The organism is Anaerobiospirillum succiniciproducens DSM 6400, from assembly GCF_000482845.1.
GTDB lineage: Bacteria > Pseudomonadota > Gammaproteobacteria > Enterobacterales > Succinivibrionaceae > Anaerobiospirillum > Anaerobiospirillum succiniciproducens.
In genome coordinates, this window is the sequence record NZ_AXWV01000057.1 from 14,642 (window position 1) to 28,846 (window position 14,205).

The 14,205-nt window shown below is 44.1% G+C and carries 11 protein-coding genes and 1 pseudogene; 8 read left to right on the forward strand and 4 right to left on the reverse strand.

Features of this window, described 5'->3' with window-relative positions:
- Positions 1–98 precede the first annotated feature (98 nt).
- The 3 genes and pseudogenes from H524_RS0108305 to H524_RS17995 all read right to left on the reverse strand — a co-directional run.
- On the reverse strand, positions 99–1,037 hold the full coding sequence (locus H524_RS0108305; protein WP_044121826.1) for a L,D-transpeptidase family protein: 939 nt from the start codon (positions 1,035–1,037) through the stop codon (positions 99–101).
- Complete coding sequence (locus H524_RS17440; protein ID WP_027939883.1) at positions 1,009–1,227, reverse strand: hypothetical protein; 219 nt, start codon at positions 1,225–1,227, stop codon at positions 1,009–1,011. Before H524_RS17440 ends, H524_RS0108305 begins: the two co-directional genes overlap by 29 nt.
- Before the next feature lie 1,463 nt (positions 1,228–2,690).
- A pseudogene (locus tag H524_RS17995) lies at positions 2,691–2,777 on the reverse strand (hypothetical protein); the annotation flags it as partial.
- On the opposite strand from H524_RS17995, the gene leuS reads away from it, so the two are divergent.
- The 8 genes from leuS to H524_RS0108360 all read left to right on the forward strand — a co-directional run bounded on the left by leuS (position 2,755) and on the right by H524_RS0108360 (position 13,847).
- Positions 2,755–5,337 carry a leucine--tRNA ligase gene (gene leuS / locus H524_RS0108325; protein ID WP_027939884.1) on the forward strand — a complete coding sequence of 861 codons (2,583 nt, stop codon included), beginning with the start codon at positions 2,755–2,757 and terminating at the stop codon, positions 5,335–5,337. The pseudogene H524_RS17995 and the gene leuS overlap by 23 nt on opposite strands.
- A 491-nt stretch (positions 5,338–5,828) precedes the next feature.
- Entirely contained in the window at positions 5,829–6,647 is an 819-nt protein-coding gene (locus H524_RS0108330) for an LPS-assembly lipoprotein LptE (protein ID WP_027939885.1), read from the forward strand.
- A 381-nt stretch (positions 6,648–7,028) separates the two neighbouring features.
- Positions 7,029–8,231 (forward strand): DNA polymerase III subunit delta, encoded by a 1,203-nt coding sequence (locus H524_RS0108335; RefSeq protein ID WP_027939886.1) that lies wholly within the window; start codon positions 7,029–7,031, stop codon positions 8,229–8,231.
- Between the two features lie 123 nt (positions 8,232–8,354).
- Positions 8,355–9,158, forward strand: a complete 804-nt coding sequence (nadD, locus tag H524_RS16585; protein WP_052339004.1) for a nicotinate (nicotinamide) nucleotide adenylyltransferase — start codon at positions 8,355–8,357, stop codon at positions 9,156–9,158.
- Between the two features lie 118 nt (positions 9,159–9,276).
- Complete coding sequence (locus H524_RS0108345; protein WP_027939887.1) at positions 9,277–10,215, forward strand: hypothetical protein; 939 nt, start codon at positions 9,277–9,279, stop codon at positions 10,213–10,215.
- Positions 10,216–10,292: 77 nt separating this feature from the next.
- A complete protein-coding gene (locus tag H524_RS0108350) occupies positions 10,293–11,225 on the forward strand; it encodes a hypothetical protein (RefSeq protein WP_027939888.1) in 933 nt (310 codons plus the stop codon).
- Between the two features lie 202 nt (positions 11,226–11,427).
- A complete protein-coding gene (locus H524_RS0108355) occupies positions 11,428–12,399 on the forward strand; it encodes a hypothetical protein (protein ID WP_044121828.1) in 972 nt (323 codons plus the stop codon).
- Between the two features lie 293 nt (positions 12,400–12,692).
- Positions 12,693–13,847 carry a hypothetical protein gene (locus H524_RS0108360; RefSeq protein WP_027939890.1) on the forward strand — a complete coding sequence of 385 codons (1,155 nt, stop codon included), beginning with the start codon at positions 12,693–12,695 and terminating at the stop codon, positions 13,845–13,847.
- A gap of 121 nt (positions 13,848–13,968) precedes the next feature.
- Here H524_RS0108360 and H524_RS17595 read toward each other — a convergent pair.
- Positions 13,969–14,205 (reverse strand): hypothetical protein (locus H524_RS17595; protein ID WP_211232163.1); only part of this gene is annotated, 237 nt, incomplete at its 5' end.

A 14,205-nucleotide genomic window follows, 5' to 3' on the forward strand; every position in this document is an offset into this window, starting at 1 on the left:
CGAGGGCTTTGCTTTATAAAAATTTTAGTAAAGCTTCACGCCATCCATCTCATGCCAATTAGATGAGATGCTACTAGCGTGTTGTTAATTGCTCTTACTTAGAAGGTAGCTGGATTTAGCAGAGTTACACGACCAGTACGATCATTTAAAGCCTGCTGTAAGATCTCTTGATTGATCTCAGGACGTTTAAAGAACTCTTGTTGTGCCTTGGTGAATTTAAATGGCAAGTTCTTATCTAAGGTCTCAAACTCTTCTTCGCTCATGGACAGTGGCTGATGCACCTCAATCCATAAATTGCCATCAGCATCTTCTGCAGTCTTAATTGGCTCGTTAATGAACTGTACACGAGTACCCACAGGAACATTGTTAAATAAGTACTCAATATCCTCGTTACGTAAACGTACACAACCGTGGGAGACACGCAGACCAATACCAAAATCAGCATTGGTGCCATGAATAGCGTAGAGGCGACCAATGTACAGAGCAAATAAACCCATTGGATTATCAGGGCCTGCAGGCCATACCTTTGGTAAGAACTCGCCACGAGCACGGTACTCAGCATGCATCTTGGCTGTTGGAGTCCAGGTTGGGTTTGCTCTCTTACGTTCTACCTTGGTGGTCCAATTTAATGGAGTGTCAGTACCAAGCTGACCAATACCAATTGGCAGCACATCTACCTTACCATCATGGTAGTAGTAAAGACGCATCTCAGGTGAGTTGATCACAATACCGTTTTTAACAGTATCAGGCAGCAAGGAACGCTTAGGAATAATAAGTTGGGTGCCGTTGATTGGCACAATTGGATCAACACCAGGATTAGCCTCAATAAGATTGGACAAACCTAATTTGTAGTGAGCTGATACATACTCTAAGGTTGTAGTACCATCCTTTGAAATTGCATAGGTTGTATCCTCACCAACCATGACCTGACCTTCAGTCATTGGGTAAGACGCAGCCTGCGCCATGCCGCATGATGCAGCTAAGAAGGCTGCTGGAAGCACAACAGACTTAATCAAATTCAAAGAAACAGCTCTCATCAAAAAATCCTTTAGTGACAACCACAAATTCAGATAAATTGCCCAGCACCAGCATCACAAGCAAAAAGCTAACTAAACTCTCAAACAAACCAAGCTCATCAAGAGCTCCTAGTTGCCAAGCAGCTAACAAGCTACAAGCTAAAGGCTTAAAGCTATCGCCCCAAGCTAAACACTCAAAGGTGCCACCCAAGCTAAAGGGTAAAAGCTATCGCCCAAAGCTAAACACTCAAAGCTGTCGCGCCAAGCTCATGATCCAAGCTACAGCTCAAAGCTGTCGCCCCAAGCTCATGATCCATGCGCCTTAGATTAAACAAAGCACATGAATATGCCGTGCAATGGTTTGTCAATTCTACAAAGTGCCGATGCATACAACAAGGCCTAAACACTAACTTTAGTTATCATCTTGAGATAAAACGCATAGCAAGACAAGCGCAGATCGCTACGCCTCCATACAGCCCAAGCCAAAAGCGCAGCTATATCAGGCCGCCATGATCGCCATGCTCTCTTTAGCATCACCTTTTGCAAAAGGTGCAACTCTATTTACAAAATGATCCTCAGTACTAGCTATTATCGCCATAAAACATTAGGCCTAGCTTAGCTACCTCCCCCACACTCACTAAAAAGCTCAAAGCGCCACCTTTGCCATTGCATCGCTAGCTTAAAGCGCCATGAGCAACTTGTATTTATTCGAACAATACGTCTAAGCTACCGTGGCTATGCACAAGGCGTATGGAGGTGGCTATCTGAAATAGGCACAAAAGCAGCAGAAACTGTATGGCTGCTTTTGCTCTTGAACTGTTTACATGCTCTCTGCTTTGCACTTTTGCTGTTTACAAGCTTGCTGCTTTGCAATGTGTTGCTATAGCTACTAGCTTGCTTAACCCCTGCATGTATACTGACTGGCATTGTCTTACTGACTTTGAGTGGATGTTTGGCTAGTTTTTGTTGGTTGTAAGGCCCAAAATGCTATAACTGCCTGTTCAATGGGGGCTCTGAGGTATTGCACCAAAGAGATGCATATAATTGCGCAAAAGACATAAGGCTTTGAGGTTAATGTCATTGGTAAAAACTAGGCAACTAGCCATCTGACTAGATACTCTAGTGGTTAATTATTTGCTGTAGCTTGGCTAGTGGCATGTTCATTTGCGGGGCCTTGTAGGTATGTAGTAGAACCTTTTTGCCCCATTTTGTTAATTCAGTGCACTTTCATGGCAAAATACAATGCCTAGATCAAACTTTACCGAGTTGATCAAAAGTAACAGCAAATGCACCAGCACTGCTTTTCTATCTTATTTAACTACATAGCCTCTGATCTTACTGAGACTAAGCTTAGCTAAAGGTTATTAGCTTTAAGCTCGTAGTTTTTTCTTATGTGAACCCTAAGATAGAAGTTTTACCCCAAGCCTGATGCATGGCTGTAGAAAAATCTTGTGTCTAAATGCCCTTACATGGCAAGGCAGCAAGACAAGAATACTTAGCAAGTTAGGATGTATACAGCTGTGTCTTTTTTAGAACACTTTAGTTGCTGCTTGCACTAACTTGTGCTGATTTATTAGCTAGGCGGTGCTGCAGTTTTGAGCAGCTTGTACCTAGCTTCATATACGGCGCGTTGCGTCGTTACCGATTTTAAAAATGTACTGCTAAGGCGGTTAACTACCCATCGCTAAAGCTTAAGAATATAAGTTTGGCGGTAAGTTTAAGTATTGGAGCACTAATTATGGCAACCAATGTTGCGTATAACCCACAAGAGCTCGAGTCTGAGGTACAAAAGTACTGGGATGAGCATCAGACTTTCAAGGCAAAGGCCGATCCTAACAAGGAGAAGTTCTACTGCCTCGTAATGCTTCCTTATCCATCTGGCCGACTTCACATGGGCCACGTACGTAACTACACCATTGGTGACGTAATTGCACGTTTCCACCGCTTAAATGGTAAGAACGTATTAAACCCAATGGGTTGGGACGCTTTCGGTCTTCCAGCTGAGAACGCAGCTATTCAGAACAATGCTCATCCAGCTGATTGGACTTATTCCAACATCGACTACATGAAGCATCAGCTCAAGACTTTAGGTTTCTCCTATGATTGGGCTCGTGAGATTGCTACTTGCCGTCCTGAGTACTACAAGTGGGAACAAAAGTTCTTCACCGAGCTGTACAAGAAGGGTCTTGTTTACAAGAAGGTTTCAACTGTTAACTGGTGTCCACACGACCACACCGTGCTTGCAAACGAGCAGGTAGAAGAAGGTTGCTGCTGGCGCTGCGGTACTAAAGTTGAGCTGCGCGAGATCCCACAGTGGTACTTAAAGATCACCAAGTACGCCGATGAGCTCTTAGCCGATATTGATAAGCTCGAAGGCTGGCCAGAGCGCGTACGCACCATGCAGCGCAACTGGATTGGTCGTTCAGAAGGTCTGTCCATTACCTTCAAGATCGAAGGCTCTGATGAGACTGTCACCGTTTACACCACCCGCCCTGACACCTTCATGGGTGTTACTTACATGGCTATCTCTGCAAACCACCCTGTTGCTCGCAAGGCATCAGAGAACAATGCTGAGCTCGCTGCATTCTGCCAAGAGTGCCGTACTCAGAAGTTTGCTGAGGCTGATATCGCCACTATGGAAAAGAAGGGCATGTACACTGGCGTTAACGCCGTACATCCTTTAACTGGTGAGAACGTACCTATTCTCGTTGCCAACTTCGTAGTTATGGACTACGGTACTGGTGCAGTTATGGCTGTTCCTGCTCACGATGAGCGTGACTGGGAATTTGCTCAGAAATACAACCTGCCAGTTAAGCAAGTTATTGCTCCATTAGATGGCTCTGAGATCGACTTAACTAAGGGTGCTTTTGTTGAGCACGGTAAGCTGGTTAACTCTGGCGAGTTTGATGGCCTTGATTTCAAGGGCGCATGGGAAGCTATTGCCAAGAAGCTCGAGGGCATGGGTATTGCCGAGCGTACTGTTAACTATCGTCTGCGCGATTGGTGTATTTCTCGTCAGCGTTACTGGGGTGCCCCAATCCCAATGCTCAACTTAGAAAATGGTGAGCTGGTTCCTGAGCTTGATGAGAACTTACCAGTTAAGTTACCTGAGGACGTTAAGATCGACGGCGTAACCTCTCCACTGGCAACAGACGAGAGCTGGTACACCACTACTTACAATGGCCAAAAGGCTATCCGTGAGACCGACACTTTCGATACCTTCATGGAGTCTTCTTGGTACTATGCCCGTTACTGCTCACCACGTTGTGAGACTGGCATGATTGACGATGAGGCTAACTACTGGTTACCTGTAGATCAGTACATCGGTGGTATTGAGCACGCTGTTATGCACTTGCTCTATGCTCGCTTCTTCTTCAAGTTAATGCGCGACTGCGGCATGGTTAAGGCCGATGAGCCATTTAAGCGTCTCCTTTGCCAGGGTATGGTGCTTGCCGATGCCTTCTACTACACCAAGGATGGCACTAAGGTTTGGGTAAGCCCACTCAAGGCTAAGGTAACTAGAGACGACAAGGGTGCCATCATCGAGGCTGTTGATGATGAGGGCCATAAGCTTGAGCACGTAGGCATGATTAAGATGTCTAAGTCCAAGAACAATGGTATCGATCCTGAGGATATGGTTAAGCTCTACGGCGCTGATACTGTACGTCTGTTCATGATGTTCGCCTCCCCTGCTGAGCTCACCTTAGAGTGGCGTCAGTCTGGTGTTGATGGTGCTAAGCGCTTCTTATTAAAGCTGTGGAATCAGGTAAACGACTTAGTTGCCTCTGGTCCATTTGTCGCTTTAGACAAGTCCAAGCTAGATGCTAAGGGTCGCAAGCTGCGTCACCAGCTGCACACCTGCATTGAAAAGGTTACCGATGATATCGGTCGTCGTCAGACTTTCAACACCGCTATTGCAGCCATCATGGAGCTGTTAAACGAGGTTGCTAAGTACGATGGTGATGACGAGTCTGCTCGTGCACTGCGTTATGAGATTTACAACGCTGTAGTTGTAATGCTCTACCCAATCGTGCCACACATCTGCTTCAAGCTCTACGAATTACTCGGCAATACCGACGAGCTCGACAATACCGCTACCTGGCCAGTTGCTGATCCAGAGGCTTTAAAGGCTGAAGATCTGCTCATCGTAGTTCAGGTAAACGGCAAGGTTCGCGCTAAGCTCAACGTTTCTGCTGAGGCCTCAGAAGACGAGATCAAGGCTGCTGCTTTAGCTGATGAGGCAGTCTCTAAGATCATCGAGGGCAAGGAAGTTAAGAAGGTTATCTACGTTAAGGGCCGCTTAGTCTCTATCGTAGTATAATCAAATACTAAAAAAATCGCCCGCCCAACATCAGGCAGCACCACCATGCTGCCTATAAGCCAAGGCATGGCAATTAGGCAGCCACACCAGCGCTGCCTCATAGCGGCTACATGGGCCATTAAAGCGGCCCATGTGGCCGCTTGTCATTTTAGGCCCAACACTATCTTATCTAAGGCCATCTAAAGGCCACCCCCACCTCACTTCTTTTATGCTTAGCTACAAGAGGGCACCTGACTGTATGCCACATCTGCTCTTTTACTTGTACAGAGCTCAATGCCACATCCGCGCTTATACTTGTACAGGGCTCAATGCCACATCTGTGCTGATACTTGTAAATGGCTCAATGCCACATCTGCTCTTATACTTGTACAGGGCTGCGCTTTTGCGTTTATCTTTGAGCTAATTTGCATTAGAATTGACTGCACAATTGCGCCGACAAGTCATTGAATACATGTAAGTGCAGTAGCTAGTTTTTATATCAGGAGCAGTCCATGGCACAACTCAACGCAACTCCACAACACAAGCGTGCTCTGTTTAAGCGCGGCTTTTTAAAGCTCGCAGCTGCAGTTGGTGCTTCTTTACTCCTGAGCTCATGTGGCTTTACTCTGCCAAATCAGGCTAGCTTAAAAGAGACCATTCCAACTATTAACGTAACTGGCGATTACCATGAGCCTTTTTATAAGATGGTAGTAAACCGTCTTAAGGCTAACGGTGTACAGGTTAATGCACAGTACTCAGGCTACGATCCTCAATTAAGCGACAGCATCCCAACCTTAATGCTGCCAGCTCCAAAGGTTATCGATGAGGTTATCTCGGTAAATACTCGCGCACAGAGTATTGAGAATGCGCTGAATGTATCAGTAGCCGCCACCTTGTCTATTCCAAATCACCGCCCAATCTTAATGCGTAACTCCATTACTCGCTCGGTGATTAATAAGCCAGGTCAGTCTTTAAACTCTGATGTTGAAAAGCAGACTGTAATTTACGAAACCACTGAGCACTTAGCCGATCAGCTCGTTACTCGTTTAGGCTACTTAGGTCGTCCATCCGATCCAAATGCAGCTATTCCACAGCCATATGAGCTCATTAGTGCTGAAGGTGAGTATGTTCCTGAGGCCGTAAATAACAACACAAACTCAGAGGGTTTAACCTTACTTGAGGCTCTGCAAATGCAAGATCTCAACGATCAGGCTCACGCAAAGAGCGTCTCCTTAGATGAGCTTAACAACGGTAATCAGATCTTAAACCGTACTTATAAGCTGCCAAAGGTAAAACCAGAGCGTCTCCATCTTGCCGCTCCTCATCAATAAGCTAATCTTGTCCTAGCAAATTTGCTCGATTCTATAGCTTAACAATTTCACCTCTAGCCCCGCCTATGCGGGGCTAACTATTTGTAGATCCCAAATTACTGCAAAGGTCTTTGTATGGTTTGGGACTTTCGTTTTGCACATCCTAAAAAGATAGCCCAATATCAGGCTATAATTTGCACTTGCAGGCTGTTACTTTGCAGTACTTTTTCTGTGCCATACTGAAATTTGCATAGCATCGCAGTACTTTGCTTTAATCACATTGCTTTGTGTGCTTTCATAGCATCGCAGTTCTTTGCTGTACTTTCATAGCAGCGCGGTGCTTAGAGCGCTCCGTAGCTTAGCTTGCAACACTAGATTCATCTTAGTTAGACAGGGGAAATCATGGCCACAAACAATTACGGCAACGGCGACATCTTTGTAATGTGCTCAGATGATCCTCTGCTCAAACTCGACTGCTCACAAGAGCTCATTGCCTTAGGCAGAAGCAAGTTGCCTGATGCTGAGTTTATGCTCTTTACACACTCAGACCTCTCCCCTGCTGGAGGAGCTCCCAATCTTAAGCTTTTAGAAAATGAGATGAGTGATCCAGGCTTGTTTGGTGGTGATCGCATCATCAAGATCATCTTAAAAGACTTAGATGCTACCGCTGTAGAGCTCTTTAAACTGATTGCTGGCTCCTTTAGACTGGGTTTATTTATCGTTATCGATCTGCCACGTGTCACTAAAGCTACCATCAATGTAAAGCCAGTTGATCCTACTCCTTTAAAGCATATCTTAAGCTTTGCTCCAGGCAGCAGCGGTGCAGCCTTACTTGAGGGTAAAGACAAGGCCAAAGGCAAGAGCAAGCGCACGCCATCTTTAGAGACACGTAAAAAAGAAGCCGTAGGCTACATGCTTGCTGTCGGTGCTAAGTTTTTACCAATGTATCCACCAGAGGGTGATGAGCTGCGTAATTGGATTGGTGCTCGTGGCCACAAGTATGGCGTGACTATTGATGCTAACGCTATTGATTACATCGCCAGAGCCTGTGATAACAATCTGCTCATTATTGACCACTCACTGCAACTTATGGAAATGATGCGTGAGGGTAATAGTGCTAATGCCACCTTAAGCCTTGAAGATGCTGAGGTCTACTTTACTCAAGACTCTCGCTACACCGGCTTTGAGCTACCAGTGGCCATTTTCTCAACCGACAGCCTTAAGGCTTTAAACATAATTTCTTCTTTCTGCTCTGGTGAGGGCATGAACAAAACTGCTGCTGTATCCTTACTCATTTCACGTATGGATGAGAGCATCAACGCTGTTTATCAAGGCAAGAAAGAAGGCATTCATCAAGCTGACTACAATAAGCGTATGGCATTCTTCATGGCCAACAATATCAGGGTCATTCCATCGCAAGAGGCTCATCTTAAAGCCATTCGAAGCATGCCTGATGAGATGCTCGACTTTTTAAACCTATGTCTTACAGAGGCAAGTGAAGCTTTCTCCCACTTTGATGTTGACGGTGCCTATCGCGCCCTGCAGCGCATGTGTCTAGCTAATCGCCGCTCCGTTACCAATCTCTCTGACGGCCTCTTTGCCTAGTCACAAAAGGCACTAACCATTCATACGGTATCTTTGCCCAAGCAGAAAAGGTACTCAGCTTTCAGACAGTATCTTTGCCTAGGCCGAAATGCCTAAAAGCAAAGCTTTATTTGAGGACATGTCATGGCATATATAGCGCTATATGGCGGTTCGTTTAACCCCATTCATAATGGACATATCAAGACTGCCATTGAGCTTATCAAGAACTTTAACTTCGATAAGCTTATGTTTATGCCAAATGCCTCACCACCGCACAAAAATACGGTCAAGCTGCCGTATGATGCGCGTATGGATATGCTCAAAGCAGCCTTAGCTGAGTGCCACGATCTGCCTCTTGAGATCAGCACTGCCGAGCAAGACTCCTCCATTGCCCACTATACTTACGAGACCTTAACTGAGCTACGTAAAGAACATCCAAACGATCGCTTTGCGTTCATTATGGGCATGGACTCACTGTTGGCATTGCATACTTGGAAACGCGGCTTAGAGATCATAGAACTGTGCGACATCATTATCTTAAATCGCCCTGGCTATGATCTAAATGATCTTATTGCAGACACCAAAGAGTGCATTTGCCGCCACCTTAGCGCATCTGCCTGTAAGGCACTAAATCTCAGCGAGCATGATCCATCTGCATGTAAGACACTAAATCTCAAAGATGATGCGCCATCTGATCGAGCCCACTTAAACATGGGCGATGATGCTCCATCTGCATGTGATGACTTAAATATCTGTAAGAATGAACCATACTGTGCATGTGGCCATCAATTTCATTTTGCTCAGAACCAAGATTTTGATGTCTCATCCACGCAATTGCGTGAGCTCATTGCCTCAAGTCCTAAGCAAGCACCTAAGCAGCTTTATGAGCTTTTAAGTGGAGCAGTTATCGATATCATCTACTCACGCCACTTCTATGGTGCAAATTAAGTCATTGCAAAAACTATCTGACGTTCTGATTTGAGATTGTTATACACTGACACAGAAATTAACCATGATGGTTTCTTTGAAAATGAGTCTCCATCTTAACTAAACTAGGAATATGCATATGTTTCTAAACCAAGAACAATATTTCAGCACACGAGAAGAATTCAATAAGCAGCTTATTGCATATAACGATTTTGATTTATCTCAAATAGACGGACTAAGCGAGCTTATCAATCAATTCGTTTGTAGTTTTCCAAAATCTAAAGCAAAAGAATTCAAGGACATGCAATGGGATTATGATGCCGTCTACGCCTCTGTAGATGTCATGATGGCTTCTCTTGCTACAGCAACAAATGGAGTATTTGCAGAGAATCTTATGGATGAAGAAGATGCTGGCATCTTTGACTATCATCAGAAGTACATTCGTTTAGCTACTCACTTTTTGTGTCTTCAGAAGTTACGTACTGTGGTGAATATGCCATATGTGCCTTTAGATTTTTTATCATTTAGGCAAAGCGCTAAAAAGCTTTGTAAGCTGCCTCAATGGTCCGTGGTTATGAATGTAATGGGTAATGAACTTACCTACAACGACGAAGATATTTGTGCTATTAGCTTTTGCAGTGGCTATCAGGCATCAGATAATCAATCTGCAAAACGTAAAGGTCAGAAGACCAAGCCATATAGATTTTTGAATCTGATGGCATACGTCTCGGATCGTCGGTACTTCCATATTTGCGACATTCCACTTGATGATAGTAAGACCATTTTAGACTGTTTAGATGCTGCAAGAAATCGCCTCATATCCTATAGAAAGAACCGTCCTCCACATGAGCGCTACTCTGATAGGCAAATCTTAGAATTTTCCAACCACGACATCACTTTTGCATCTGAAATGCTCTGCTACTTGCTCTATCTTCTCGACAATTTAGACAAACTACACACTGCATCCGGCAAGCGTGCTTCATTTAGGCCTAATCCACCTAAAGACCTGTATATGGAGACTTTCAAAAGCCGTATTTATAGCAATCACAAGAGAGCAAGCAACCTCTACCTTGACTAACATAAAGCCATAAGAGAGCTTTTTGTATATCGTGCTAGGCATCCATATCGTGTCTAGCACCATATAAAGGATTTTTCATGAAAGGTTCAATCGCAGCAAAAAAAGTTCGTACTGCAACTGATTATGCAAAGTTACACATTGATGTGCTCAAAAACTACTCTCGCGCAGCCAAAGAGTTATCTAGAGAGATCAATTGCTTAAGAAGCATATCAATGCAGGGACTAGACGAAAACCTGCCTAAGTGGCCATATGATGAGGTGTATGTTCCAGATGAGTTGATCTACTACGCTTTTACTAAACATATCCCAGAGCTAGCTGAACTTATTCACAATGAGATTAAGTTGAAGATCATACGTAATGGACTGGATGATCTGCGTAAAATGCACCACTTACTCAATTTTGAGAAGCTCTCCACCATGATCCGCACTCCAAAACTTGAGCTTGATCGTAATGTTTTAACCTTGAGTTCTACGGTGCTTGGAAAGCTCCCTCAGTGGGATATTGTTGTCAACATATTCAACTATGCTCACGTGTTCTTCGGCGATACATTTGGTGCCTTTAGCTTCTGTAGTGGCTACAGAAGCTCAGATGACATCACTAAGCTCAAAGCCGACACAGATGCAAAACCATTTAGGTTCTTATCTCTAGCTGCATTTACTAATGAAAACAGATGCGTTCCTCTACTTAAGCTTAGAATTGATGATAGCTTAACCATTGGTCAATCCCTTGAAGAGGCCATTACACTTCACGTAGAAAGAGCTAATCGCACAGCTAGACATTTGGGGCTCAATGACGCTTATGATGAAGCAATCGAAGTATTCAAAAATCTAGCAATCCTCATGCTGACTTACTTGATCTTTGTTCTTAACAATCTTGATAAGCTCAAAAAGACTAATGGTAAGAGCGCAACGCTTAAACCTAACCCTGTTGGGAGTGTTCCTTTATCTAAAGATAGTCCGATCTTGTTAACCCCAAATCTAGAGGGCAAGACCATTCTTAAGATCGAATAGATTTTAAGATCGCCATTGGTCAAATGGTGCTGGATGCGCAAAGCATAATTTGCTGGTTCAGCAAAGCCTTATTTGTAGGATGCACAAAGCATTTTTGGCTGGATCAGCATGTATTGTTTATGAGGCGAGCTAGGATAGTTTGTCTCATATTGTCTTAATGGGCTTGTGGTAAGATGACTCATTATTTTGGAGGGAATTTATCTTGGAACAAGTGAAAACTATTTGTTTTACTGATGCAGCTGACTTTGACAAGTCTATTCATGAGCTCATCGATGGCGTGATTGCTGATGCAGCTCCGCTTAGCAAGGCCGTAAACGTGGGCCGCTGCAGCAGCATTAAGAATAACTTTGCTGATGGTGCACCATGGCCTACTGATACTGCCTATGTATCAATTGACATGCTACTAGCTATCTTTGGTTTTCTTGAGATTAAGCCAGATGTATTTGGCGATAAGAATGCTGATGAGCAGAGCAACAGTGTTGAGGGTGATCTCTACTTACCTTTAATTGCCAACCACTTGCTTCCAGCCGAAAAGCTCAGAACTATTGTTCACATGGCTCCTCAAGTAGCTAATGGCGAAGACTTAAAGCTAAACACCGCTGAGCTTATCAAACTACCTCAGTGGTCCGTGTTGATCAATGTAATGGATCACGACATCAAGTACTTAGGCAAAGAAGTAGCCGGTATTAGCTTTGCTCGCTCCTTCATTGGTCAAATCCCAAATGCACCTGATGATATGCCTGAGGAGTTAAAGGCAAGCGTTAAAGTAGCCGGTGAACCAGCCTCAGTGATGAACTATCTGTCTACCTTAATCTTCTTTAAAGATGGCAAGTTTGATCTTGGTCCTACCATTGCCATTGATGAGACCACTACTGTTGGTCAGTCTATCGATGCTACCTTTGCTTTCTTTAACGACAACCTCTTTGATAGCACCTGGATTGAGGGTGAAAATGTTGAGGAAGTTAAGGCTCAGGCTGCTGAAAACCATGAGTTTGTGAAGCTCATTGTTTCTTACTTATCCTATGTCTTAAAGCACAGTGATGAGCTTAAGGATGCTCAGGGTAATAAGACCTCTTTTGCAGCCAACCCAAGTGCCAATACCCGCATTGATCCAAACGATCCATTCGAGCTTATCGGCACCCCATCAGCTGTTACCCATCTGTACCTTGACTAAAGCACTCAAAGCTTAAACTTACTGGCAATCAAAGCACTACCTGCTTACAGTTGCTGGTAATCAAAGCACTACCTGCTTACAGTTGCTGGTAATCAAAGCAATACCAGCTTAAAGATGCTGGTAATCAAATCACTACCTTGCCTCACATAAGACGAACTTTAGAGGCAATGTAGTCTCATCTTGTCCATCGTTAACATATATTTTGGAGGACGCGTCATTTAATGCAGCTTGCACTGTGGTGATCACATATGCCACCACTGCCTGCTTGTATTAATGAGTGCGCGTGAAATTTTATGACTGAGAACGAGCAGGCCTTTTTAACTAACCTTATCTGCGCTGCAGCAGACTATTTTGAAGACCTTGCAATGGATGATGAGGCTACTTCAGATTTCCACAACCTGTTCCGTCTGCACGTTGAACATATGCAAAACAAAGCTCAGCAAGCTAACAAAGGTGGCAGCAAAGGTGGTAAAGGCAAGAGCCATGCAGATAAAGAGGGCTCTGCTAGCGCTAAAGGTGGTGTAAATAAAGATAGTGCCGAGCTCTCTGGTGCAGCTTTAGAGGCTAACAAGATCATCAATGCCATCTTAAGCAATTACAAGGGCACCTCAACCTTAAGCACTACTCACAGTGTCTATGCTGACATGTACAAAGTGGCTAAGGCTCTCTTGAACATGGATGGCAAGGGCATGTCAGAGTCATTCTTTAATGTACAAAGCGCCGATCACGATGATCTTACTGGCGCTCTGACCACTCCAATGCTCTATCAGTCCCTCGCATTAAACCGCGAGATCATCCATGTAAAAGCTAAAGATCACGGCGATCCTGTGTTATTAAACACCTGTGATCTCTTTTACAAGATGCCAGCTTGGAACTTAGTCTTTGATCTGAGCGAATGCCCTGAGTGCGGTCGTTTAAGCGGTTTGATGATTGGTCGTCTTTCTTACAATAAGCCAAATGACGATAGCTTTGCTCCAAGCTTAGTTAGCACCAACACCACCGACAAAAATGTCTTCTTAGACGAAATTGCAATCTCATTTTGCTATGACGGATCATGGCTTAACAATAGCGTCACCTTCACCTTAGATGAGGACAAGGCTATTTGTGATTTAGTCCGTGAGATGGGCTATTTCATGATCTCTAATGAAGAGGATGAGCCACTTACTATTCTTGAACGTGACGACAATCTTCCTGAGGTAGATTGGGATGAGTCTGAGAGCATCATGGATCCAAAACTTAAGGACAGCGAGTTTGCTCAAAACCTCTATGCAGCCTTTAAGTACGTTTCAGCCTTCTTAACTCATCAATCCGAGCTTAAGGATGCTAAGGGCGAGACCTCTTGCCTCATGAATGAAACTGGTCTGCGTCTCCCATCAAACTCAGCTGAGTTCTTAACTGCCCTGTGTGACCGCCTGCAAGTAGGCGTTTTCAAGCACTTCTACTTCTAACTCAAACACAGCCATCCATAACACCTGAGTTTATCAAAACTCTTTAAAAAAAATCGAGGCTAACCCGATATATATGCGGATTACGCCTCGTATTTCTTTTGAAAAAAGTTAGTAACAATGATTAGAGGTAAAGTGATCCACCTGGTGGAGCCCTAAACTTTGTTCTTAAACATCCACATAGTGATGTTTTAGATACCCTTGCTGGTAAAACCCTGAGGCCTACACACTTGAGAATATAGTAATGTGCATGACTTAGTGGAATCATGCTTCGCTCCTTGGTTTCAGGATTGACATATAAGTACTCAGCCTCAGATCCTTTGAATGTTCTCTCTACTCCGTAAATCGGTTCATCAAATTC